23 protein-coding genes and 1 other RNA gene are annotated in these 23,964 nt (G+C 54.4%); 14 read left to right on the top strand and 10 right to left on the bottom strand.

What is annotated here, in order from left to right; all coding sequences use genetic code 11:
• Nucleotides 1-306 precede the first annotated feature (306 nt).
• From ACR809_RS06060 to ACR809_RS06050, 3 genes are read left to right on the top strand one after another with little or no spacing between them, the layout of a single operon-like run.
• The gene (locus ACR809_RS06060) at nt 307-816 is read left to right on the top strand and encodes a YfiR family protein (protein ID WP_004174804.1); all 510 of its coding nucleotides are present in this window, start codon (nt 307-309) and stop codon (nt 814-816) included.
• On the top strand, nt 809-2,032 hold the full coding sequence (gene dgcN / locus ACR809_RS06055; protein ID WP_002914116.1) for a diguanylate cyclase DgcN: 1,224 nt from the start codon (nt 809-811) through the stop codon (nt 2,030-2,032). The genes ACR809_RS06060 and dgcN overlap by 8 nt, the downstream gene beginning before the upstream one ends.
• A 13-nt stretch (nt 2,033-2,045) precedes the next feature.
• Nucleotides 2,046-2,528, top strand: coding sequence for an OmpA family protein (locus ACR809_RS06050; protein WP_004145671.1), 483 nt, complete (start codon nt 2,046-2,048; stop codon nt 2,526-2,528).
• A gap of 8 nt (nt 2,529-2,536) precedes the next feature.
• Here ACR809_RS06050 and ACR809_RS06045 read toward each other — a convergent pair whose 3' ends face one another.
• The 7 genes from ACR809_RS06045 to ffh form a co-directional block, all read right to left on the bottom strand.
• Nucleotides 2,537-3,907 (bottom strand): PepSY-associated TM helix domain-containing protein, encoded by a 1,371-nt coding sequence (locus tag ACR809_RS06045; RefSeq protein WP_094326623.1) that lies wholly within the window; start codon nt 3,905-3,907, stop codon nt 2,537-2,539.
• A 56-nt stretch (nt 3,908-3,963) separates the two neighbouring features.
• Nucleotides 3,964-4,422, bottom strand: a complete 459-nt coding sequence (locus tag ACR809_RS06040; protein WP_002914119.1) for a DUF2946 domain-containing protein — start codon at nt 4,420-4,422, stop codon at nt 3,964-3,966.
• A 119-nt stretch (nt 4,423-4,541) separates the two neighbouring features.
• Nucleotides 4,542-4,889, bottom strand: a complete 348-nt coding sequence (gene rplS, locus ACR809_RS06035) for a 50S ribosomal protein L19 (protein ID WP_002914145.1) — start codon at nt 4,887-4,889, stop codon at nt 4,542-4,544.
• 39 nt (nt 4,890-4,928) lie between these two features.
• Nucleotides 4,929-5,696 carry a tRNA (guanosine(37)-N1)-methyltransferase TrmD gene (gene trmD / locus ACR809_RS06030; protein ID WP_102098353.1) on the bottom strand — a complete coding sequence of 256 codons (768 nt, stop codon included), beginning with the start codon at nt 5,694-5,696 and terminating at the stop codon, nt 4,929-4,931.
• A gap of 31 nt (nt 5,697-5,727) precedes the next feature.
• Nucleotides 5,728-6,276 carry a ribosome maturation factor RimM gene (gene rimM / locus ACR809_RS06025; RefSeq protein WP_004150977.1) on the bottom strand — a complete coding sequence of 183 codons (549 nt, stop codon included), beginning with the start codon at nt 6,274-6,276 and terminating at the stop codon, nt 5,728-5,730.
• An 18-nt stretch (nt 6,277-6,294) separates the two neighbouring features.
• Entirely contained in the window at nt 6,295-6,543 is a 249-nt protein-coding gene (gene rpsP / locus ACR809_RS06020) for a 30S ribosomal protein S16 (RefSeq protein WP_002914149.1), read from the bottom strand.
• Nucleotides 6,544-6,802: 259 nt separating this feature from the next.
• On the bottom strand, nt 6,803-8,167 hold the full coding sequence (gene ffh, locus ACR809_RS06015; RefSeq protein ID WP_002914152.1) for a signal recognition particle protein: 1,365 nt from the start codon (nt 8,165-8,167) through the stop codon (nt 6,803-6,805).
• A 163-nt stretch (nt 8,168-8,330) separates the two neighbouring features.
• Between ffh and ACR809_RS06010 the strand changes: the two genes are divergently transcribed.
• Both ACR809_RS06010 and ACR809_RS06005 read left to right on the top strand, forming a co-directional pair.
• Entirely contained in the window at nt 8,331-9,122 is a 792-nt protein-coding gene (locus tag ACR809_RS06010) for a cytochrome C assembly family protein (RefSeq protein ID WP_122051105.1), read from the top strand.
• Between the two features lie 19 nt (nt 9,123-9,141).
• Nucleotides 9,142-10,428: an HlyC/CorC family transporter gene (locus ACR809_RS06005; protein WP_004149392.1), complete on the top strand. Its 1,287-nt coding sequence runs from the start codon at nt 9,142-9,144 to the stop codon at nt 10,426-10,428.
• Nucleotides 10,429-10,547: 119 nt separating this feature from the next.
• On the opposite strand, the gene grpE is transcribed toward ACR809_RS06005, so the two are convergent.
• Nucleotides 10,548-11,138 (bottom strand): nucleotide exchange factor GrpE, encoded by a 591-nt coding sequence (gene grpE / locus ACR809_RS06000; protein ID WP_004174800.1) that lies wholly within the window; start codon nt 11,136-11,138, stop codon nt 10,548-10,550.
• A 124-nt stretch (nt 11,139-11,262) separates the two neighbouring features.
• Here grpE and nadK point away from each other — a divergent pair, with 124 nt between their 5' ends.
• The 3 genes from nadK (at nt 11,263) to bamE (ending at nt 14,378) form a co-directional block, all read left to right on the top strand.
• The gene (gene nadK / locus ACR809_RS05995) at nt 11,263-12,141 is read left to right on the top strand and encodes an NAD(+) kinase (RefSeq protein WP_002914158.1); all 879 of its coding nucleotides are present in this window, start codon (nt 11,263-11,265) and stop codon (nt 12,139-12,141) included.
• Nucleotides 12,142-12,227: 86 nt separating this feature from the next.
• The gene (gene recN / locus ACR809_RS05990) at nt 12,228-13,889 is read left to right on the top strand and encodes a DNA repair protein RecN (RefSeq protein ID WP_004174799.1); all 1,662 of its coding nucleotides are present in this window, start codon (nt 12,228-12,230) and stop codon (nt 13,887-13,889) included.
• 147 nt (nt 13,890-14,036) lie between these two features.
• Nucleotides 14,037-14,378 (top strand): outer membrane protein assembly factor BamE, encoded by a 342-nt coding sequence (bamE, locus tag ACR809_RS05985; RefSeq protein ID WP_002914160.1) that lies wholly within the window; start codon nt 14,037-14,039, stop codon nt 14,376-14,378.
• A 66-nt stretch (nt 14,379-14,444) separates the two neighbouring features.
• Here bamE and ACR809_RS05980 read toward each other — a convergent pair whose 3' ends face one another.
• Nucleotides 14,445-14,735 carry an RnfH family protein gene (locus tag ACR809_RS05980; protein WP_004145682.1) on the bottom strand — a complete coding sequence of 97 codons (291 nt, stop codon included), beginning with the start codon at nt 14,733-14,735 and terminating at the stop codon, nt 14,445-14,447.
• The gene (locus ACR809_RS05975; RefSeq protein WP_004174798.1) at nt 14,725-15,162 is read right to left on the bottom strand and encodes a type II toxin-antitoxin system RatA family toxin; all 438 of its coding nucleotides are present in this window, start codon (nt 15,160-15,162) and stop codon (nt 14,725-14,727) included. The genes ACR809_RS05980 and ACR809_RS05975 overlap by 11 nt, the downstream gene beginning before the upstream one ends.
• A 149-nt stretch (nt 15,163-15,311) precedes the next feature.
• On the opposite strand from ACR809_RS05975, the gene smpB reads away from it, so the two are divergent.
• The 6 genes from smpB (at nt 15,312) to ACR809_RS05945 (ending at nt 23,877) form a co-directional block, all read left to right on the top strand.
• Nucleotides 15,312-15,794, top strand: a complete 483-nt coding sequence (gene smpB, locus ACR809_RS05970; RefSeq protein ID WP_002914164.1) for an SsrA-binding protein SmpB — start codon at nt 15,312-15,314, stop codon at nt 15,792-15,794.
• Nucleotides 15,795-15,937: 143 nt separating this feature from the next.
• Nucleotides 15,938-16,300: a transfer-messenger RNA gene (gene ssrA / locus ACR809_RS05965) on the top strand.
• 204 nt (nt 16,301-16,504) lie between these two features.
• Nucleotides 16,505-17,746: an integrase gene (locus ACR809_RS05960; protein WP_060436582.1), complete on the top strand. Its 1,242-nt coding sequence runs from the start codon at nt 16,505-16,507 to the stop codon at nt 17,744-17,746.
• A 143-nt stretch (nt 17,747-17,889) separates the two neighbouring features.
• Complete coding sequence (locus tag ACR809_RS05955; RefSeq protein WP_060436581.1) at nt 17,890-20,664, top strand: class I SAM-dependent DNA methyltransferase; 2,775 nt, start codon at nt 17,890-17,892, stop codon at nt 20,662-20,664.
• A complete protein-coding gene (locus ACR809_RS05950) occupies nt 20,661-22,706 on the top strand; it encodes a DEAD/DEAH box helicase (protein ID WP_060436579.1) in 2,046 nt (681 codons plus the stop codon). Before ACR809_RS05955 ends, ACR809_RS05950 begins: the two co-directional genes overlap by 4 nt.
• A complete protein-coding gene (locus ACR809_RS05945) occupies nt 22,699-23,877 on the top strand; it encodes a GIY-YIG nuclease family protein (protein ID WP_060436577.1) in 1,179 nt (392 codons plus the stop codon). Before ACR809_RS05950 ends, ACR809_RS05945 begins: the two co-directional genes overlap by 8 nt.
• The last annotated feature ends 87 nt before the right edge of the window (nt 23,878-23,964 follow it).

Here is a 23,964-nt window from a genome sequence, read left to right as displayed (position 1 = left end):
TGCCTCCGAGGGCATGACGTAACGATACCACACAAAGTAAAGAATTCAATCCATATTCCGTAAATTTTAATTTACACCAACGAATTAATTGCCACTCACAATGGCGCGATGCGTATAACAATATTTACACATAGGAAAAACAAGCCAAACTTGCGCACCCACGGTATCGGTACTACGAAAAATCCTGGTGAGAATTGTCCCAAAGCAAAGGGCGCATCTAATGACGGGTTTTATTAACAGTGGTATTCTTCGCCGGGCATCGGCAGCGGCTTTTCCCGCGCTATGGCGACTTTGACGGAAGCGTTAATGACAGTATTACACCGTCTTTTATTGACTGTATTTTTTCTCATCGCGGTATCTCCTGTTTTTGCTGCCGGACCTTCAGAACATGTTCGCGCTATTGTTTCCGGGATCGTGACCTACACCCGTTGGCCGTCATTAACAGGAGCGCCAAAGCTGTGCATTTTTGCCTCATCACGCTTCACCCATAGCCTGGCTCATGAAGATCCGGATGCATTACCCTATCAACCGGTGATAGTACGTAATCGTGAAGAAGCGTTAAAAACGACCTGCGATGGTTTTTATTTTGGCAGCGAATCGCCGACTGAACAGTCAGAACTCACTCGCCGCTATGGCCCGAGGCCGCTGTTACTCATCGCAGAACAAAATACGGATTGTTCAATTGGTAGCGCGTTTTGCCTGATCATCAATGACGACCGGGTCCGCTTCTCCGTTAATCTGGACGTTCTGACGCACAGCGGGGTTCGGGTTAACCCGGACGTCCTGATGCTTGCCCGGAAGAAACCACATGAATAAGGACTTTTCACAGACTCCGCGCCCGACTTTCAAACGCGCGCTCCGTCGCATTAGCGTGATAAGCGTGGTGATCTCCATGACGCTGGTCTGGCTGCTGCTGAGTACAGCCTCAATCTTCACGCTCAAGCAGTACGCGCAGAAAAATCTTGAGCTCACTGCCGCGACCATGGGGCGCAGCCTCGAAGCCGCCCTGGTATTTGGCGACAGCGCGGCGGCAGAGGAGACCCTCGCGTCGTTGGGCAAGCAAGGGCAGATCTCCCAGGCAATCGTGCTAAACGGCCAGATGCAGCACTTCGCCGCGTGGCGCCATGAACCGCTGGCCAATAAAGAGCAAGTGAGCGGGCTTATCAGTAAATGGCTGTTTCCGGAGCCCACGGTGCAGCCCATCTGGCACCAGGGCAAACAAATCGGCGAGCTGAGATTGACCGCGCTTGATGAACTGATTAGCCACTTTCTCGGTATCTCGATTCTGGTGCTGACCGGCAGCATTCTGCTCGCCTCGTTCATCGCCCTGCTGCTGACCCACTCCCTACACCGGGGGATCGTCGCCGCCCTGCAGAGCATCACTGAGGTCGTGCATGATATACGTGAAAACCGCCACTTCTCCCGGCGGGTGCCGGAGGAGCGTATCGAGGAGTTCCATCTTTTCGCCCAGGACTTTAACAGCCTGCTGGGGGAAATGGAGGACTGGCAGCGCCAGCTGCAGGCCAAAAACGCGCAGCTGTTACGCAGTTCGTTACACGATCCGTTGACCGGCCTGGCTAACCGCGCCGCCTTTCGTAACGCGCTCGCCGAGCTGATGCAGAATGAAGTCGATCATCAAACCTCGGCATTGCTGTTTCTTGATGGCGATAATTTCAAACTGATTAACGACAACTGGGGGCATGCGGCGGGCGATAAAGTGCTGATGGAGGTCGCCAGCCGCCTGATGACTTTTGCCGGTAAACGCCATCTGGCGTGGCGTCTTGGCGGCGATGAGTTTGCCGTTCTGCTGCGCGAGGTGCGCTCGGAAGCAGAAGTGCAGGCCCTGTGCCAGGCGCTAACGGAACAATTTCTTCCGCCATTCAACCTGCACAACGGTCATAGCGCCACGCTCTCGCTGAGCGTCGGTTATGCCCTGGCGTGGGAGCACGCCACCGCGGAATCACTGCAAGAACTTGCCGATCAGAATATGTATCGGATGAAAAACCAACGTATCCAGCAGACGCTGAAATAATAAAGGACTCATTATGATCAGAAAATATTTCGTCCCCGCCCTGATGGCGGCGGCGCTTTTGACAGGTTGCCAGGCTCCTCAGGGAAAATTTACCCCGGAGCAGGTGGCGGCGATGAAATCTTACGGCTTTACTGAAAGCAATGGCGATTGGTCCCTGGGCTTATCCGATAGCATCCTGTTTGACAAGAATGACTACCGACTACGTCCCGACAGCCGCCAGCAGATCACCACGATGGCCTCGCGGCTGGCGGCTACCGGGATCACCCATAGCCGCCTTGAAGGCCATACCGATAATTATGGTGAAGATAGCTACAATGAAGCCCTGTCGCTTAAGCGGGCCAACAGCGTGGCCGATGCCTGGGCGGAAGGCGCTCATGTCCCACGCAGTAATTTAGTCACCCGCGGCCTTGGCAAAAAATACCCGATCGCCAGCAACGACACGGCGGCCGGGCGCGCCGAAAACCGCCGGGTAACGGTGGTCATCAGCACGCCGTAAGTCTTCACTTAGTCGCTGGACTTCATCATCCTCATTGCCGTTGCCGCGCGCCAGCGCAGGTAGTCAACGGCAATGAACAGCAGCAGGCTGGCTCCCATTAACGGCATGGCCAATCCAAGGGCAAACGCCAGCCCAAGCACCAGGCTTCGGGCAGGCCGGGCGAGCGACAGCCACGCCTGCAGCAGCGAATGCGCCGGATCCCAGGCCGCCTGAGGCGGACGGCGGATCCACCATAACCGGTACCCCACCCCGATGGTAACGCACAGCGCGCAGCCAAATCCCACCAGCAGCAGCTGATTCGCCAGACCAAAGAGGATCCCCATATGGAAATCGACGCCCCAGCGGGTGAGCTTCGCCATCAGCGGAAAGTCGGCAAAACGCGTGCGATCCACCACCTGCATCGTGGCGCCATCGATCGCCACCGCGTCCACCTGCGTCGGCCAGCGACGGTCGATCTCATTCACCGTCCAGGCGCGGTCGTCTGACACTGGCGGACGGATCTCCAGCCGGCTGGCGTTCAGCCCCGCCTGACGGGCCGCCGCCAGCGCCTGGTCAAACTGGGCCAGCTGCAGCGCCGGCTGATGCTGGGCCATGGCCATCGCATCCATATGATGTCCGGCATGGGGATCGTGCGTCATCGGCATCTCGCCATGCAGCTGGGTATTGACCTGCGGCGTCAGCCAGCCGAACGCTGCCCGCATTTTGTCCACATTGCCGCCGGCCCATTGCGACCAGGTCAGGCCGGTGGCGGAGAAGAGCAGCATACCCACCAGTAAGCCCCAGCCCAGCGTCACGTGCAGCCGACGATGGTTCTGCAGGGCGTTATTCAGCCGCCGTTTTGGACGCGTCATCGCCCACAGGGCAATGCCTCCGAGCGCGGCCACCCACATCCAGGAGGCGGCCAGTTCGCTGTATAACCTCCCGCTGTCGCCCAGCAGCAGAGAGCGATGCGCATAATCAATCCACTGGCGCAGCGGCAGGATGCCGCTGGTGCCGTAGACCGTCATATCGCCCTTCACCCGCAGCGCGATCGGATCGACAAAAATAGCCCGGGATTCCGACTCTCCGAGACCCGGATCGGCAAACATAATGCGCGTGGTCTCGCCCAACGCAGACGCCGGACGCACCGCCAGCAGCCGCAGATTGCCCTGGGTCGCTTCTTCGGCCACCGCAATCTGGGCGCTGAGCGGCTGCGGAGTCCCGTCGGCAAGGCCATGCAGCGCGTCGTGATAGAGCCAGTTTTCCAGCTGCGGCGTCGCCACGTACAGCGTGCCGGTCAGGGCTGCGACAAAGATAAACGGTCCGATAAACAGACCAATATAGAAATGGAGGCGACGCAGCAGGTTCAGCCATGCCGCGCGCGAGGTGCAGGTTGTCATACTTTTCCTTTTTTAAAGCAAAAGAGGTCGTTGCGCGGTGCGCAGATTGATTTTTATTAAAGGGAAAAAGCAGACAGCCGCGGCGGGGCGCGGGTTTCGGGGTAGAGCCAGGGAAAGTAGTGCCAGTGCTTTAATACCGGGCGAGAAACCGGCAGGCGAATGCGCCGAAGGAGCATGGCGACGAACAGCGCCAGCGCGAAAAGGAGCCCCGGGACATGGGCTAACAGCACGCAATAGCCACACGCTTCGGCATGGTCCAGCGGCATTTCGTGTCCGGTATGCGTGGCGCCGTCTGTGCTGTGCATCATCGCCATCTTGTGCCCGGGCATCTGCGCCATGCTCGCGGACGAGCTATCCATCATCATGGCGTGGTGCATACCGGGCATGGCGCTCATGGGGTCTTTTTGCAGGGAGACGGAGATCAGGGGGGCCACCACGATCAGCAGGATCGCCAACAGCGCCAGCCAGGCGGCTCGCCGTTTAGGTGTCGTTTGCTGAAAACTGTTGCTGACCACCGCCCCTCCGTATAGAGGGCGTATTGTAAATGATTTACATCACGATGGTTACAACAAAGATAAAAAAAGGGCCAGCCATCTGGCCAGCCCTTTCTATCAGGATGTCGCGAAAGCGAATCTTAGTTAAGACGCTCTTTGATACGAGCAGACTTACCAGTGCGCTCACGCAGGTAGTACAGTTTAGCTTTACGTACAGCACCACGACGTTTAACAGCAATGCTGTCAACTACCGGAGAGTGAGTCTGGAAGACACGCTCAACGCCTTCGCCGTTGGAAATTTTGCGAACAGTGAATGCAGAGTGCAGACCGCGGTTACGAATAGCGATAACCACGCCCTCGAATGCCTGCAGACGTTTTTTGGAACCTTCAACAACCCATACTTTCACTTCCACGGTATCACCCGGACGGAAGGAAGGTACGTCCTGCTTCATCTGTTCTTGTTCAAGTTGCTTAATAATGTTGCTCATAATTTAATCTCTTATCCTGGGTAAACTGATATTGGGGGCTCACGCCTGCCCATCATGTTTATGCTGCTGTTGCGCGTGTTCAGTTTTGAACTCCGCCAGCAGCTTTGCTTGCTCTTCAGTCAGAGCCAGGTTTTCCAGAAGTTCAGGTCTTCTAAGCCAGGTGCGGCCCAGCGACTGCTTCAGACGCCAGCGACGTATCTCAGCATGGTTTCCCGACAGCAATACTGGCGGTACTTCCATCTCCTCTAACACTTCAGGACGGGTATAGTGGGGGCAATCCAGCAACCCATCAGCAAAGGAATCTTCCGTTGCCGATGCTTCATGGCCCAGTACTCCCGGAATGAACCGGGAAACGGAGTCAATCAGCGTCATTGCCGGTAACTCACCACCGCTGAGAACGTAATCGCCGATTGACCATTCTTCGTCAATTTCGGTTTGGATTACGCGCTCGTCTATCCCTTCGTAGCGACCGCACACCAGAATCAGTTTCTGATTCGTTGCCAGTTCGCTGACGCCCGCTTGATCAAGCTTGCGTCCCTGAGGTGACAGATAAATCACCTTCGCGCCTTCACCTGCCGCGACTTTTGCTGCATGAATGGCATCCCGTAAGGGTTGCACCATCATTAGCATCCCCGGTCCGCCGCCGTAAGGACGATCGTCCACGGTACGGTGCCGGTCATGCGTGAAGTCGCGAGGACTCCAGCTTTCGATGCTCAGCAGGCCATTTTTTACTGCCCGGCCAGTTACCCCGTAATCGGTAATTGCGCGGAACATTTCAGGAAACAGGCTAATTATGCCAATCCACATAGCGCCGTCTTTTACCGTTTATCCGGAGAATTTAAAAACCAGGATCCCAATCTACTTCGATAGTACGCGTAGTGAGATCGACTTTCTTGATAACCTGCCCATCGAGGAACGGAACCAACCGCTCCTTGATACCAAATGCATCTTTCAGGTTTGCCTTGATGACGAGCACGTCATTCGACCCGGTTTCCATCATATCGATGACTTTACCGAGGCTATAGCCTTCCGTCGTAACTACCTGGCAGCCCATCAGGTCTTTCCAGTAGTAGTCACCCTCTTCCAGCTCCGGCAACTGCGATGAATCCACGATAATTTCGCAATTAGTCAGTAGATTCGCGGCATCACGATCGTCAACGCCTTTCAGCTTGATGATGATGTCCTGATTGTGGTGGCGCCAGCTTTCCAGCTCAACGACCTGCCACTGACCCGCCTTCTGGATTAACCAGGGCTGATAGTCAAAAATGCTTTCGGCGTCTTCGGTGGAGGAAAACACTCTGAGCCAACCACGGATACCGTAGGAAGAACCCATTTTCCCCAATACGATCGGATCAACAGGTGCTTGCGCGGTGTGTTGCTTGCTCATCATGACCACCGTGACAGATTAAGCTGCTTTGTTAGCGGCTTTGATCAGCGCGGCAACGCGATCGGAAACAGTAGCGCCCTGGCCAACCCAGTGAGCGATACGATCCAGATCCAGGCGAGTTTCTTCTTCCGCACCGTTAGCGATCGGGTTGAAGAAACCAACGCGCTCGATGAAGCGACCGTTGCGTGCATTACGGCTGTCGGTGACAACAACCTGGTAGAACGGACGCTTTTTAGCGCCGTGACGTGCTAAACGAATAGTTACCATAACATCCTCTTGTGTGAATAAAACAACCGGGCCCCATCGAGGAACGGAGCCCGGTGTCATATTAAAAGCCCGAAAATTTTACTGATTTCTGGGGAAAATGCAATCAGCAGTTGATAAGTCTGCTGTAAAAGGCCGTCGGCGGTGCAGCCAGTTTAGTACCAGCGTGTGCGCAACCACTGTAACGTACAGGTAGTACGTGAGGATGGCGAGCACACCCCGGCGCTAAAATGGCAAACAAGATAGCCTTATGCCCTTGTTTTTAACGACCCGGGAAGCCTGGCGGCATCATCCCTTTCATCCCGCGCATCATCTTCATCATGCCGCCTTTCGACTTCATCTTCTTCATCATGCGCTGCATGTCGTCGAACTGCTTGAGCAGACGGTTCACATCCTGCACCTGCATGCCGCAGCCGGCGGCGATACGGCGCTTACGCGAACCTTTGATGATTTCCGGCTTAGCGCGCTCTTTCAGGGTCATCGAGTTGATGATCGCTTCCATACGCACCAGCACTTTGTCGTCCATCTGCGCTTTCACGTTGTCCGGGATCTGCCCCATGCCCGGCAGCTTGCCCATCAGGCTGGCCATGCCGCCCATGTTTTTCATCTGGCGCAGCTGCTCAAGGAAGTCGGTGAGGTCGAAACCGTCGCCTTTCTTCAGCTTGGAGGCCAGCTTCTCGGCCTGCGCGCGGTCAACCTTGCTCTCGATATCTTCGATCAGCGACAGCACGTCGCCCATGCCGAGGATACGGGAAGCGACGCGGTCCGGATGGAACGGCTCCAGCGCTTCGGTTTTCTCGCCGACGCCGAGGAATTTAATCGGCTTGCCGGTAATATGGCGAATCGACAGCGCCGCGCCGCCGCGGGCGTCGCCGTCCACTTTGGTCAGCACCACGCCGGTCAGCGGCAGCGCTTCGTTAAAGGCCTTCGCGGTATTCGCCGCATCCTGACCGGTCATCGCATCGACGACGAACAGGGTTTCAACCGGGTTAATGGCGGCGTGGACGTGCTTGATTTCGTCCATCATCGCTTCGTCAACGTGCAGACGACCGGCGGTATCCACCAGCAGCACGTCGTAGAATTTGAGTTTCGCTTCTTTCAGCGCCGCGTTGACGATATCAACTGGCTTCTGCCCGACATCAGACGGGAAGAAATCGACGCCGACCTGCTCGGCCAGGGTTTCCAGCTGTTTGATCGCCGCCGGGCGGTAAACGTCCGCGGAAACGACCAGCACTTTCTTCTTGTGCTTCTCGCGCAGGAATTTCCCCAGCTTACCGACGCTGGTGGTTTTACCAGCACCTTGCAGGCCAGCCATCAGCACCACGGCTGGCGGCTGCGCGGCCAGGTCGAGCGTCTGGTTCTCTTCGCCCATCGCCGCCACCAGCTCGTTGCGGACGATTTTGACGAACTCCTGACCCGGGGTCAGGCTTTTATTGACTTCATGGCCGACCGCGCTCTCTTTGACGCGGCTGATGAAATCACGGACCACCGGAAGCGCAACGTCCGCTTCCAGCAGCGCCATGCGCACTTCGCGCAGGGTGTCTTTAATATTGTCTTCTGTAAGGCGTCCGCGGCCGCTAATGTTGCGCAGCGTACGCGACAAACGATCGGTTAAATTATCAAACATTGTCTCTCGCCTGAGGTGGAAACGGTCGGTCGCCGCAGCGACACACAAAACGAATGTGGCGGAGTATAACACGACATCAATCTGAATGTGCTGCAACGGTTGGAGCAGAGGCCTGCTAACGTTATACTGCTTCTCTTTCTTATTTAGCCAACAGCCGACACCTATGCCTGTTTTTGCTCTACTCGCCCTTGTCGCCTACTCCGTCAGCCTCGCGCTGATTATCCCCGGCTTGCTGCAAAAAAACAGCAGCTGGCGGCGAATGGCGATTTTATCTGCGACTATCGCCTTGATCTGCCATGCTTTTGCGCTGGAAGCACGGATATTCCCCGGCGGCAAGAGCGGGCAAAATCTCAGCTTACTGAACGTCGGGTCGCTGGTCAGCCTGATGATCTGTACGGTGATGACTATCGTGGCCTCGCGCAATCGCGGCTGGCTGCTGCTGCCTATCGTCTATGCCTTCGCGCTGATCAACCTGGCCTTCGCCACATTTGTGCCTAACGAATATATCACCCACCTGGAAACCACCCCGGGGATGCTGGTGCATATCGGCCTGTCGCTCTTCTCGTACGCCACGCTGATCATTGCCGCGCTGTATGCGTTGCAGCTGGCGTGGATCGACTACCAGCTCAAGAATAAAAAGCTGGCCTTCAGCAGCGAAATGCCGCCGCTGATGAGCATTGAGCGCAAAATGTTCCACATCACCCAGGTCGGCGTGGTGCTGCTGACCCTGACGCTGTGCAGCGGCCTGTTCTACATGCACAATCTGTTCAGCAGCGAAAATATCGATAAAGCGGTGCTGTCGATTATTGCGTGGTTCGTCTATATCGTCCTGCTGTGGGGGCACTATCATGAAGGGTGGCGCGGACGTCGTGTGGTCTGGTTCAGCGTCGCTGGCGCCGGTCTGCTGACGCTGGCCTATTTTGGTAGCCGCGTGCTGCAGCAGTTCGTGAGCTAAGTCTTTTAAGGAATCCTACGTGGAACATATCTCCACCACCACGCTGATCATAACGCTGATCGTCATGGTGATTATCTCTGCCTATTTCTCCGGTTCCGAAACCGGCATGATGACGCTGAACCGCTACCGGTTGCGCCACATGGCGAAACAAGGCAACCGCCCCGCCAAGCGCGTGGAGAAGCTGCTGCGCAAGCCGGACCGCCTGATTAGCCTTGTGCTGATCGGCAATAACCTTGTCAACATTCTCGCTTCGGCGCTGGGCACCATCGTCGGCATGCGCCTGTACGGCGACGCCGGCGTCGCGATCGCCACCGGCGTACTTACCTTTGTGGTGCTGGTATTTGCCGAAGTGCTGCCGAAGACCATCGCCGCCCTCTATCCGGAAAAGGTCGCCTACCCCAGCAGCTTCCTGTTGGCGCCCCTGCAGGTGCTGATGATGCCGCTGGTGTGGCTGCTGAATACCATCACCCGCATACTGATGCGCATGATGGGCATCCGCACCGATACCGTCATCAGCAGCGCCCTGAGCAAAGATGAACTGCGCACGATTGTGAATGAATCCCGTTCACAAATCTCACGACGCAATCAGGATATGCTGCTGTCGGTGCTGGACCTGGAGAAGGTCAGCGTTAACGACATCATGGTGCCGCGCAATGAGATTGTCGGCATCGACATCAATGATGACTGGAAATCTATCGTCCGCCAGCTGACCCACTCCCCGCATGGCCGCATCGTGCTCTACCGCGATTCGCTGGACGATGCCATCAGCATGCTGCGCGTTCGCGAAGCCTACCGTCTGATGACGGAGAAGAAAGAGTTCACAAAAGAGATCATGCTGCGGGCGGCAGATGAGATCTACTTTGTGCCGGAAGGCACGCCGCTCAGCACCCAGCTGGTGAAATTTCAGCGCAATAAAAAGAAAGTCGGTCTGGTGGTCGATGAATACGGCGATATTCAGGGGCTGGTCACCGTCGAAGATATTCTTGAAGAGATTGTCGGCGACTTCACCACCTCCATGTCACCCACCCTGGCGGAGGAAGTGACCCCGCTTAACGACGGCACGGTGATTATCGACGGCAGCGCCAACGTTCGCGAAATCAACAAAGCGTTTAACTGGCACCTGCCGGAAGATGAAGCGCGCACCGTCAACGGTATTATCCTCGAAGCGCTGGAAGAGATCCCGGTCCCAGGCACCCGCGTGCGCATTGAGCAGTACGATATAGATATCCTCGACGTGCAGGACAACATGATCAAACAGGTGAAAGTGATGCCGGTGAAATCATTACGCGAGAGCGTCGCGGAGTAGCGCTAGCGAAGGAATTAACATCACGGTGGGCTGCGGCCCGCCGTTTTTTTATCTCGCGCCGGGAGCGATGACACAAAAAACGGCCGCCCGCAGGCAGCCGTTGAGCAAGGCAGCAAGCGTTATTTCGCTTTCGCTACCGTCACCATCGCGGCGCGAATAGTACGGCCGTTCAGGGTATAACCTTTCTGCATCACGGCCAGCACGTTGCCCGCCGCCACATCTTCAGACTCGACCATCGCAATGGCCTGGTGGACGTTCGGATCCAGCGGAACGTTGGTGTCGGCGATCACTTCCACGCCGAACTTACGCACTACGTCCAGCATAGATTTCAGGGTCAGTTCGATCCCCTCCACCATCGGCGCCAGCTCCGGGTTAGCCTTGTCAGCCACTTCCAGCGCGCGGTCCAGGCTGTCGATTACCGGCAGCAGTTCATTGACGAATTTTTCCAGCGCGAATTTGTGCGCTTTCTCGATATCCTGCTCGGTACGACGACGCAGGTTATCTTCGTCGGCTTTGGCACGCAGCATCACTTCACGTTCACGTTTCTGCGCTTCAGCCAGCTGGGCTTCCAGATTCGCAATTTTTTCATCGCGCGGATCCACCTGCTCAGCCGAAACTTCAGGCTCTACCGCCTCAACGTCGTCGTGCTGCTCCGTGATAATTTCTTCCGGGGCTTGCCCCTCAGGCGTTTTCTGTTCTTTACTACTCATGAATTTCTCCGCGTTTTTTTCGCATTCATCTCGCTAACTTCGCTTATTATGGGGATCAGTTTCCGGGTTTCAAGGGAAGCGGACAGATTGTCACTATTTCATTTAACGCAAGGACATCCAGATCATGAAGAACCATTTCAAGTGTATCGGCATTGTGGGACATCCTCGTCACCCCACCGCCCTGACCACACATGAAATGCTCTGGCGCTGGCTGTGCAGCAAAGGGTATGAAGTGCTGGTTGAACAGCAGATCGCCCATGAACTTCAGCTCAGCAACGTGAAAACCGGCACGCTGGCGGAGATTGGCCAACAGGCCGACCTCGCGGTGGTGGTGGGCGGCGACGGCAATATGCTCGGCGCGGCGCGGACCCTGGCCCGTTACGACATTAACGTCATCGGCATTAACCGCGGCAACCTCGGCTTTCTCACCGACCTTGACCCGGACAACGCCCTGCAGCAGCTCGCCGACGTGCTGGAAGGCCACTACATCGCCGAGAAACGCTTTCTGCTGGAGGCCCAGGTGTGTCAGCAGGATTGCCAGAAACGTATCAGCACCGCCATCAACGAAGTGGTGCTGCACCCCGGCAAAGTGGCGCATATGATTGAGTTCGAAGTCTATATCGACGAAGTCTTTGCGTTCTCTCAGCGATCCGATGGCCTGATTATCTCCACTCCGACCGGCTCCACCGCCTACTCGCTGTCGGCCGGCGGCCCAATCCTTACGCCGTCGCTGGACGCTATCACCCTGGTGCCGATGTTCCCGCACACCCTTTCAGCGCGACCACTGGTGATCAACGGCGACAGCACCATCCGCCTACGCTTCTCTCACCGCTGCAGCGATCTGGAGATCAGCTGCGACAGCCAGATTGCCCTGCCGATCCAGGATGGCGAAGATGTCCTCATTCGCCGCTGTGATTATCACCTCAATCTGATTCACCCTAAAGATTACAGCTATTTCAATACATTAAGCACCAAGCTCGGCTGGTCGAAAAAATTGTTCTGATTTTCACGGCTGCCTCTTTACTGGATAAAAAACCAGTCTATACTGTACGAAAACACAGTATTGGTTTTTCATACAGGAAGGCAGCTATGTTGGCGCAACTCACCATCAGTAATTTTGCTATCGTTCGTGAACTGGAAATTGATTTCCACAGCGGCATGACCGCCATCACCGGGGAAACCGGCGCCGGGAAATCCATTGCCATCGACGCGCTGGGGCTGTGCCTCGGCGGCAGAGCGGAAGCCGACATGGTGCGTCGCGGCGCCACCCGTGCCGACCTGTGCGCGCGCTTCGCGCTGAAAGATACCCCGGCTGCCCAGCGCTGGCTGGAAGAGAATCAGCTGGAGAGCGGGCGTGAGTGTTTACTTCGCCGGGTGATCAGCGCCGACGGCCGCTCGCGCGGCTTCATCAACGGCACCGCCGTCCCGCTCTCGCAGCTGCGCGAGCTGGGCCAGCTGCTGATCCAGATCCACGGCCAGCATGCCCACCAGCTGCTGACCAAACCCGAACACCAAAAAACGCTGCTCGACGGCTATACCGGTGAGTATGCGCTTACTCAGCGTATGGCCGAGCACTATCGCCAGTGGCACCAGAGCTGTCGCGAGTTGGCCCAGCATCAGCAGCAGAGCCAGGAGCGCGCCGCCCGCGCCGATCTGCTGCAGTATCAGCTTAAAGAGCTGAACGAATTTAACCCGCTGCCGGGAGAATTCGAGCAGATTGACGAAGAGTACAAGCGCCTGGCCAACAGCGGCCAGCTGCTCAGCACCTGCCAGCACGCCCTTACGGTACTGGCGGACGGCGAAGAGGCCAATCTGCAGAGCCAGCTTTATACCGCGAAGCAGCTGGTCAGCGAGCTGGTGGGCATGGACAGCAAGCTTTCCGGCGTCCTGGATATGCTGGAAGAGGCGGCCATTCAGCTTAGCGAGGCCAGCGACGAGTTGCGCCACTACCATGACCGTCTGGATCTCGATCCGAACCGTCTGTTTGAACTTGAGCAACGGATTTCCCGACAAATCGCGCTGGCGCGTAAACATCAGGTGATGCCGGAAGAGCTGCCGGCGGTTTATCAGGCGATGCTGGAAGAGCAGCGCCTGCTGGACGACAGCGCCGGCTCGCTGGAATCCCTCAGCCAGCAGGTGGTCGAACATCATCAGCTGGCGCTGGAGACCGCACGCCAGCTGCATGCCCTGCGCCAGGCCAGCGCCGACGAGCTGACCCAGCTTATCACCGAAAGTATGCACTCACTTTCGATGCCGCACGGGGTCTTCGCGATTGAGGTCGCGTTCGATGAACGCCATCTCACCGCCGACGGCGCCGACCATATTGAGTTCCGCGTCACCACTAACCCCGGTCAGCCGCTGCAGCCAATCGCCAAAGTGGCCTCCGGCGGCGAACTGTCGCGCATTGCGCTGGCGATTCAGGTGATCACCGCGCGTAAAATGGAAACCCCGGCGCTCATCTTCGACGAAGTGGACGTCGGCATCAGCGGCCCGACCGCCGCCGTGGTCGGCAAGCTGCTGCGCCAGCTGGGCGAGTCCACGCAGGTGATGTGCGTGACCCACCTGCCGCAGGTCGCAGGCTGCGGCCACCATCATTTCTTTGTCTGCAAAGAGACCGATGGCGAGATGACCGAAACCCATATGCAGCCGCTGGATAAACGTGCTCGCTTGCAGGAGCTGGCCCGTCTGCTGGGCGGCAGCGAAGTCACGCGCAACACCCTGGCGAACGCGAAAGAGTTGCTTGCGGCGTAAACTTTTTGATTTTCACAGGGTCATAGTGAACAGCAAATTGCCTGCTGACCTGCAGCCGGAGGTTTCCAACGGCGCGAAGGTCTATTATTATCGGCATATTACAGATGAGCCACGTACTGCTCGGGCCCAAAAAGGAATCAAATCACTATGCGCTGTAAAACGCTGACTGCTGCCGCAGCGGTTCTTCTTATGTTGACCGCAGGCTGTTCCACTCTGGAACGAGTGGTTTACCGTCCTGACATCAACCAGGGTAACTATCTGGCACCAAACGATGTAGCAAAAATTCGTGTCGGTATGACGCAACAGCAGGTAGCTTATGCTCTGGGGACGCCAATGATGACGGATCCGTTCGGCACCAATACCTGGTTCTATGTCTTCCGTCAGGAGCCGGGCCACCAGAAAGTGACTCAGCAGACCCTGACCCTGACCTTCAACAGCGGCGGTGTGTTGACTAACATTGATAACAAGCCTGCGCTGACCAGTCAGTAAGGCCCGGAAAAGCAAAAAGCGCTCGGTGAGCGCTTTTTTTATGGCTGATAGCCGGTCTGCTGCAGGTTACTTTGCGGCGCTTTTCTCTGCCCGCTGGCGACGCAGCTCTTTCGGGTCTGCGATCAGCGGACGATAGATTTCCACCCGGTCGCCGTCGTGAACTTCGTCATGCAGCTTTACCGGACGACTGTAGATACCCAGCTTGTTTTTCGCCAGATCGATGTCATCACGCAGCGCCAGCAGACCGCTGGCGATAATCGCCTGCTCGACCGTCGCCCCCTCGTCCAGGGTGACCCGCTGCAGATACTGCTTTTCAGGCAGCGCGTAGGCGACTTCAACACGAATATTAGCCGGCACTGTAAACCTCTTTGGCGCGCGAAGTGAACGCCTGCACCATGTTAGCGGCCAGCTCTTTGAAGATCCGGCCAAAAGCCATCTCAATCAGTTTATTAGTAAACTCGAAATCGAGATGGAATTCGATTTTGCAGGCCTCGGGGCTCAGCGGAATAAACTTCCAGCCGCCAATCAGCTTCTTGAACGGGCCATCCACCAGGCTCATCAAAATGCTCTGGTTGCTGGTCAGTGTATTGCGTGTGGTGAAGGTCTTACTGATGCCGGCTTTGGACACATCAACCGCCGCCGTCATTTGCGTCGGCCCCAATTCCAGCACGCGGCTACCGGTGCAGCCTGGCAGAAAATCAGGATAGGACTTCACATCGTTTACCAGTTGATACATCTGTTCCGCGCTGAAAGGCACCAGCGCAGTACGGCTAATCTGAGGCATAGCAGGTTCCACATTTAAACACAGTGCAAATAATATCATTTATCTGCTGCTAAAAAAAACGCTGTGCCGCAACTCGTGCTAAGATGCGCAGTACACCTCGCAGGATGCGATCGAGGTAACTGTGTATAAGACGATGACTTCAGGACATTATGACTAAGAAAAAAGCCCACAAACCTGGATCAGCCACCATTGCGCTGAATAAACGCGCCCGTCACGAATACTTTATCGAAGATGAATACGAGGCTGGTCTCGCCCTGCAGGGCTGGGAGGTCAAATCCCTGCGTGCAGGCAAAGCCAACATCGGCGATAGCTATGTCATCCTGAAGGATGGCGAGGCCTTCCTGTTCGGCGCCAACTTTACGCCTATGGCCGTGGCTTCCACCCACTATGTCTGCGACCCGACGCGCACCCGTAAGCTGCTGCTCAACCAGCGCGAACTCGACACGCTGTACGGCCGCATTAACCGCGAAGGTTACACCGTCGTCGCCCTGTCGCTGTACTGGAAGAACGCCTGGTGCAAAGTGAAAATCGGCGTCGCCAAAGGTAAGAAACAGCACGACAAGCGTACCGACCTGAAAGATCGTGAATGGGCGCTGGATAAGGCGCGTATTATGAAGCACGCCGGACGCTAACCCCCTCCCCTGAGGGCCAGCTCTCGCTGGCCCTTACGCTATATCTTTGTTGATGCTGCTTTTTCGTCCACCCCGTTGAAACAATCCTGCGTAATGGGGCTGGTAACGACATTCACAAATCTGTTATACTTGACCTACACATTGGGGCTGATTCTGGATTCGACGGGATTTGCGAAACCCAAGGTGCATGCCGAGGGGCGGTTGGCCTCGTAAAAAGCCGCAAAAAATAGTCGCAAACGACGAAAACTACGCTTTAGCAGCTTAATAACCTGCTCTGAGCCCTCTCTCCCTAGCTTCCGCTCTTAAGACGGGGATCAAAGAGAGGTCAAACCCAAAAGAGATCGCGTGGATGCCCTGCCTGGGGTTGAAGCGTTAAATCTAATCAGGCTAGTTTGTTAGTGGCGTGTCTGTCCGCAGCTGGCAAGCGAATGTAAAGACTGACTAAGCATGTAGTGCCGAGGATGTAGGAATTTCGGACGCGGGTTCAACTCCCGCCAGCTCCACCAAAATTCTCCATCGGTGATTACCAGAGTCATCCGATGAAGTCCTAAGAGCCCGCACGGCGCAAGCCCTGCGGGCTTTTTTGTGCCTTGAATTTGTCCCGCGAAGTCTGATGCCAACTAATTAAATCCGAACCTTTTAGGCACCTTGTTAGGCACCTCATAAAGCTTTATTGTTTTTGAGGTGCCTAAAACTATGGAAACCCGGCAATGGCAAGACAAACCAAACCTCTATCTGTTAAAGAGATCGAATCAGCCAAACCCAAAGAAGCGGACTACGTTCTCTATGATGGTGATGGCCTTGAGCTACTCATCAAACCCAGCGGGAGTAAAATCTGGCAGTTTCGCTACATTCGCCCTGTTACCAAGAAACGAGCGAAGAAGAGCATCGGCCCCTACCCATCAGTTACCCTTGCCGATGCCAGAAACTACCGGGCAGAGTCTCGCTCTCTCTTGGTAAAACAAATCGACCCGCAGGAACATCAGCAAGAACAATTGCGCAGTTCGCTGGAAGCCAAAACCAATACTTTCCAACTCGTGGCTGAACGTTGGTGGAATGTGAAGAAAGCCAGCGTAACCGAGGACTATGCCGACGATATCTGGCGCTCTCTTGAAAGAGATGTCTTTCCTGCAATTGGCGACGTTAGCGTTACAGATATTAAAGCTCACACACTGGTTCAGGCCGTCCAACCGGTTCAGGCCAGAGGAGCACTGGAAACCGTTCGTCGCCTGTGCCAACGCATTAATGAGGTCATGATATATGCCCAGAACACAGGCCTGATAGATGCTGTGCCCAGTGTCAATATTGGCAAGGCATTTGAGAAACCACAGAAGAAAAATATGCCCAGTATTCGGCCGGATCAGCTACCTCAACTGATGCAGACGATGCGTACGGCCAGCATTAGTCTTTCAACCCGATGCCTGTTCATGTGGCAGCTTCTTACCATAACCCGCCCTGCCGAAGCGGCCGAAGCCCGTTGGGAAGAGGTAGACATGGAAGAGCGAGAATGGAAGATCCCTGCATCACGTATGAAGATGAACCGTGACCATACTGTTCCATTGTCAGATGAAGCAATTGCGATACTGGAGATGATGAAGCCGTTGAGTGGAAATCGAGAATTTATATTCCCTAGCCGTATCAAGCCCAACCAGCCCATGAATAGCCAAACCGTTAACGCATCACTAAAACGTGCAGGTTTTGGTGGAGTGCTCGTTTCACACGGTCTGCGATCAATTGCCAGTACTGCACTGAATGAACAAGGCTTTCCGCCTGATGTTATTGAGGCAGCACTTGCTCATGTGGATAAGAATGAGGTTCGACGTGCTTATAACCGCAGCGATTACCTGGAACAGCGTCGCCCAATGATGCAATGGTGGGCTGATTTTGTAATGGCTGCAGATTGTGGAAGTATCATTGAGGGCGGGATGAAAGGAATACGGTTAGTGGGATGACTGGGCAGAATCCGCTACAGCGCCAAGTTCTATTCTGATAAACTTATTGTCAAAAATTTCCAAGAAAACTTAGGGCATGACATAAGTTCACTGCACATCGATAGCAGCAGGACGGTCACATGCCAATGGAGAGTTGTTAGCAAATGAACCCCGTAGAAATAGAACAAGCCATCACGGATCTTGCAGCGCAACCCTATGATCCTGTAGAGTTTCCTTATGCTTTTCTTGAAGCCTTTGGCAACAAGGAAACGACTATCAAACGTCTGCGCGCCGGAGCAACGAACAAGTCCGACTTAGGCGGTGTTCTCCAGACCAGCAACATTCATATTTTGACGTGCGAAGCTGGGCAAGTGACGCGTATGTTGGCCGCGCTCAAGACCAGTTCGGCGACAGATAAGGCTAAAGCGAAGTTCATTCTCGCCACGGACGGCTCAGTCTTGGAAGCAGAAAACTTGGTAAGCGGCGAAACGGTTGCTTGTGCCTATAAAGACTTCCCTGACCACTTCGGTTTCTTTCTGGCGTTGGCAGGTATCAGCACCGTTCATCAGATCAATGAGAACGCCTTTGACATCCGGGCTACTAGCCGCCTGAATCGCCTGTACGTCGAACTGCTAAAAGATAATCCGCAATGGAGTACTGCGGGGCGCCGTCATGATATGAACAAATTCATGGCGCGTCTAATTTTTTGCTTTTTTGCCGAAGACACCGATATTTTTATTGGCAAGGGCCGTTTTACCGACACCATTGCGCAGATGAGTGAGCGTGACGCTTCCAATATGCATGACGTCATCGCCACACTTTTTCGCGCGATGAACACCCCCCGCGATCAACGTACTGCCATCGGTATTCCACGCTGGGCTGCAGAGTTTCCCTATGTTAACGGCGCTTTGTTCTCAGGTAATGATGAAGTGCCGCGCTTTAGTCGCATCGCTCGTTCCTACCTACTACATGTTGGCAATCTGGACTGGACCAAAATAAACCCGGACATCTTCGGATCGATGATTCAGGCCATTGCCGAAGACGAAGAGCGCGGTGATTTGGGAATGCATTACACCAGTGTACCCAATATTCTCAAGGTACTTAACCCTTTGTTCCTCGACGAACTGAGGGCCAAACTAGAGGAAGCGGGCGATAACCCTCGCATGCTGCTTAATCTGCGTAAGCGCATGGCCCGTATCCGAGTATTCGACCCCGCATGTGGCTCGGGCAATTTTTTGGTGATTGCGTATAAGGAAATGCGCGCCATCGAGGCCGAGATCAATCGGCGTCGCGGTGAACTAGATCGAGCCTCTGACATTCCTCTTACCAACTTTCGCGGGATTGAAATACGTGACTTCCCGGCGGAAATTGCTCGCCTTGCGCTGGTTATCACCGAATACCAGTGCGATGTGCTGTACCGGGGACTTAAGCTAGCCTTAGCCGAATTTCTGCCTCTGCGCAATGATAACTGGATTACCTGTGGCAACGCGCTGCGAATTGACTGGTTGAGTGTTTGCCCTGCTACTGGAACTGACGTGAAGTGGCAGGCAGACGATCTATTTGAGACACCACTCGACCAGGCTGAGATCGACTTTCAGAACGAAGGTGGAGAAACATATATCTGCGGGAACCCCCCATATCGCGGCAGTAAGTGGCAAAGTGATGAGCAGAAAGCAGACATGGCTAACGCTTGGGCTAAACATCCTAAACTAGCAAAAACTACTGATTTCGTGACCGGATGGTTCGCCAGATTCTTCGATTACGCCGATAAAGTGCCGGAAGCGGTTGCTGCATTTGTTACAACCAACAGCGTATGCCAAGGACAACAGGCGATCGATGTCTGGCCAGTGGCGTATGAGCGTGGGTATGAAATTCGCTTCGCCCATACTTCCTTTAAATGGGCCAATCTTGCCAGCAATAACGCAGGTGTAACCGTAGTAGTGGTGGGTTTAGGCAAGAACTCGTCCTTGCAGAAAAGACTGTATCAGGGAGACTTACTTAAGCAATGTTCGGCCATTGGTCCATATCTCGTGCCCGACAGCCGAGCCTATGTACAGAAGGCAAATGCACCTATTGGCGAGCAGTCAATCATGTTATTCGGCAACATGCCTCGTGATGGTGGGAATCTGTTTTTAGATTCTAGTCTTGCGGCAAAAATAATGGCTGAAGATGTGGTAGCTCAGCCGTTTATAAAACGATTTGTTGGCTCGGAAGAACTCATCAATGGAAAACTACGCTATTGCCTGTGGATCGAAGATGAGGAAGTAGAGACTGCGAAAAAAAGTAAGTTCATTGCACAACGTCTGGCGCATGTTTCTAATAAACGCCTTGAATCTGACGCTGAATCTACTCGTGCTTTTGCTAAGCAACCACATCGATTCGTACAGATTGCTGGCTCTGCAAAAGAAGCATCAATAGTTGTACCACGAGTTTCATCCGAAAATCGCCCATACCTTCCGGTGGACTACTTAACATCTAATTTTGTAGTCGGTGATCGCAACTTTGCTCTCTATGATGCCCCTTTGTGGAACTTAGCGTTGATCGCCTCACGCCTACACTGGGTTTGGATTGGTACAGTCTGTGTTCGAATGCGAACCGACTTTTCTTATTCCAATACTCTCGGCTGGAACACTTTCCCGTTACCAACGCTGACGGAAAAGAACAAAACCGACCTGACGCGTTGTGCCGAAGACATCCTGTTAGTGCGTGAACACCATTTTCCGTCTACCATCGCCGAGCTATACGCCCCAGACAATATGCCAGACGACCTACGCGCAGCACATGACCGCAATGACGAAGTGCTGGAGCGCATTTACATCGGCCGACGCTTCAAAAACGATACTGAGCGGTTAGAAAAGCTGTTTGACCTTTATACACAGATGTCTGCTTCGGCTGCACCGGTCAAGGGCAAGAAGCGTAATGCAGGAGCCAACGCATGAGCGTCAAGATCAAGTCAGTACCGTCCGTTTCCGTAACCTATGCACGCAATGGAACATCGACCAATTCTAATGCCCTTGGGATGCGGCCTATGCAAGAACGGGCCTATGAAAAGCGTGGAGAACAATATCTTCTCATCAAGTCGCCGCCTGCTTCCGGCAAGAGTCGTGCACTGATGTTCATCGCACTCGATAAACTCGAAAACCAAGGGATTAAGCAGGCCATCATCGTCGTGCCAGAAAAATCAATCGGCGCGAGTTTCAACGATGAACCGCTATCGCAGTATGGATTTTGGGCTGATTGGTATGTTGAACCTAAGTGGAACCTGTGTAACGCGCCCGGTAATGATAATGGCGGCAAGGTGAAATCTTTAGGTGCCTTTCTTGACGGTAGCGACAAGGTGCTGGTTTGCACACACGCAACTTTTCGCTTCGCGGTCGATACCTATGGCGTAGAGGTGTTTGACGATTGCTTGATCGCTGTCGATGAGTTTCATCATGTGTCAGCCAACCCGGACAATAAGCTCGGACAGCATTTGGGGCAGTTCATCGCGCGAGACAAAACGCACATCGTTGCCATGACTGGCTCCTACTTCCGGGGTGATGCAGAGGCTGTATTGGCTCCAGAGGATGAGTCCAAGTTCGATACAGTCACCTACACCTACTACGAACAACTCAACGGTTACGAATACCTCAAGCAACTCGATATCGGTTACTTCTTCTACAGTGGCTCCTACGTTGATGACATCCTCAATGTCCTCGATCCTGACAAGAAGACCATTATCCATATTCCCAACGTCAATTCCCGCGAGAGTACAAAGGATAAAATCAAGGAAGTGGAGCATATTCTCGGCAAGCTAGGCGATTGGCAAGGTGCGGATCCTGCGACAGGTTTCCAGCTAGTCAAATGTCTCGATGGCCGAGTATTGCGTATTGCTGACCTGGTGGATCCAACTAGCCAAGGCAAGATTCAGGAAAGCCTTCGAGCTGCAGAAATGAAGACTGACCGTGACTATGTGGACATCATTATTGCACTTGGTATGGCGAAAGAAGGTTTCGACTGGATCTGGTGCGAACATGCGCTGACCGTTGGCTACCGTGCCAGCCTGACTGAGATCGTGCAGATCATCGGTCGCGCTACTCGCGACGCACCGGGTAAAACCCGCGCGAGATTTACTAACCTGATCGCCGAGCCAGACGCTGTAGAGGGAGCAGTAACCGAGGCAGTCAACGATACCTTGAAAGCCATCGCGGCAAGCCTGTTGATGGAGCAGGTGCTGGCTCCGCGCTTCGAGTTTAAGCCAAAGAACCCAGAAAGCGGCCCGACTCCAGGCTTTAACTATGGTGATGGAGGGTATGATCCGGATAGCTGCAATTTGGGTGTTAATGAGCAGACAGGAACGTATCAAATCGAGATCAAGGGGCTTGCCACGCCCAAGAGCCAAGAAGCGGCACGCATCTGTCAGGAAGATTTAAACGAAGTGATCGCAGCTTTTGTTCAGGATAAGCCCGCCATCGAACGTGGTTTGTTCGATGAAGAGCTGATTCCTGAAGAATTAACACAGGTTCGTATGGGTAAGATCATCAAAGATAAGTATCCTGAACTTGACGCTGAAGATCAGGAGGCTGTGCGTCAGCACGCTATCGCAGCGCTTAACCTCACGCAGCAGGCCAAACGTATTGTCAACGGCGAGAACGATGGCACGCTCAATACTGCCCTTATTGACGGAGTGCGTCGCTTTGCGATGGACGTACGCGATTTAGACATAGACCTTATCGACCGCATCAATCCCTTTGGTGAAGCCTACGCCATCCTTGCTAAGACAATGAGCGAAGATAGCTTGAAGCAGGTCGCGGCGGCCATCTCGGCCAAGCGTACCTCGGTCACGCCTGAAGATGCCAAAGTGATCGCCAAGCGCGCGGCAGAATTCAAACGTGAACGTGGGCGCCTCCCATCGTTAACTTCACCGGATGCCTGGGAAAAGCATCTTGCTGAAGGCGCAGCCGCGTTTATGCGTTTTAGGGCGGAGGGACGTTATGAGTAAATCTGATCTAGACGATTTGGCTGATGAACTTGCCGAGTTTGCACCACCTGAGAAGAAAAAAGGACGTCCAGCCAACGAGGAACGCATCATCGCAGGTTTTGAGGAAATCCAGCGCTTCGCTGACCAACATGGACGTGCACCGCAACATGGCGAAGATCGTCAGATCTTCGAGCGCCTCTATGCAGTGCGGCTCGATCGGCTACGCAGCCTCCCAGCCTGCCGTGCCTTGTTAGAGCCGCTGGATCATCAGGGCTTGTTGGCCGGAGGGGCCGAGGTAGCGGATTCAGTGGACGAAATTATCGATATCGATAATTTGGCTGCCGAACTGGCGGATGTTATCAGCGAGGAAGATATCACTGTCTTGCGTCATGTTCGTGCTAGCGCCGAAAAGCGTGCTGTACAAGCGATCGCGGATCGCAAGCCGTGCGAGGATTTTGATACGTTCAAACCGCTATTTGAACAGGTACGCAGTGATCTAAGTTCAGGATTAAGAGTTACCCGACCTTTTGGGCAGTATGCAACGATTGAAGTAGGCCATTGGTTCATCCTGGATGGTCAAACGGCTTATGTGGCTGAAGAAGGTGAAGAGTTTGATTCGCCACAGGGAAAGAAAGATGCTCGGCTGCGTGTCATTTATTCGAATGGTACGGAAAGCAACCTACTTCGGCTGTCATTGGTTCGTGCCCTGTATAAAGACGAAACAGCACGCCGAATTACCGATCCAGACATGGGGCCTTTATTCAGCGATGCTCTAGAAGAGAGCGATCTTGAAAGTGGCACCATCTATGTGTTGCGTTCGCTATCTGATAACCCTTATGTGGCTGAACATCGTGATGTCATTCACAAGATTGGTGTGACTGGCGGCAAGGTAGAGACTCGTATTGCCAATGCTGAACACGATTCCACCTATCTATTGGCGAAGGTCGAGGTGGTAGCTTCATACAAGCTCGCTGGCATCAACCGCACCCGGATGGAAAACCTGTTTCACAGGTTGTTTGCACCCGCACGGCTTAACATTGCCATTAATGACCGTTTCGGCCATCCAGTGCAGCCCGAGGAATGGTTTCTCGTTCCGTTATTCGTCATCGATGAGGCTGTAGCACGTATCAAGGATGGTAGCATCATTGGGTATGTCTATGACCCCATGTCTGCGAAGCTGGTGAAGTCATAGGGCAGCGAAACGCATAAATAACTTTGGCCCGAGGCCATAGTTACCGGGAAAAGAAAGGCATGACAGTAATGTACCAAGGTGATCGGA

Source organism: Klebsiella sp. CD33 (assembly GCF_051992865.1).
GTDB lineage: Bacteria > Pseudomonadota > Gammaproteobacteria > Enterobacterales > Enterobacteriaceae > Klebsiella > Klebsiella pneumoniae.
The sequence above is the reverse complement of the archived record's forward strand: the minus strand, read 5'-3'. Positions and strand labels throughout refer to the sequence as shown.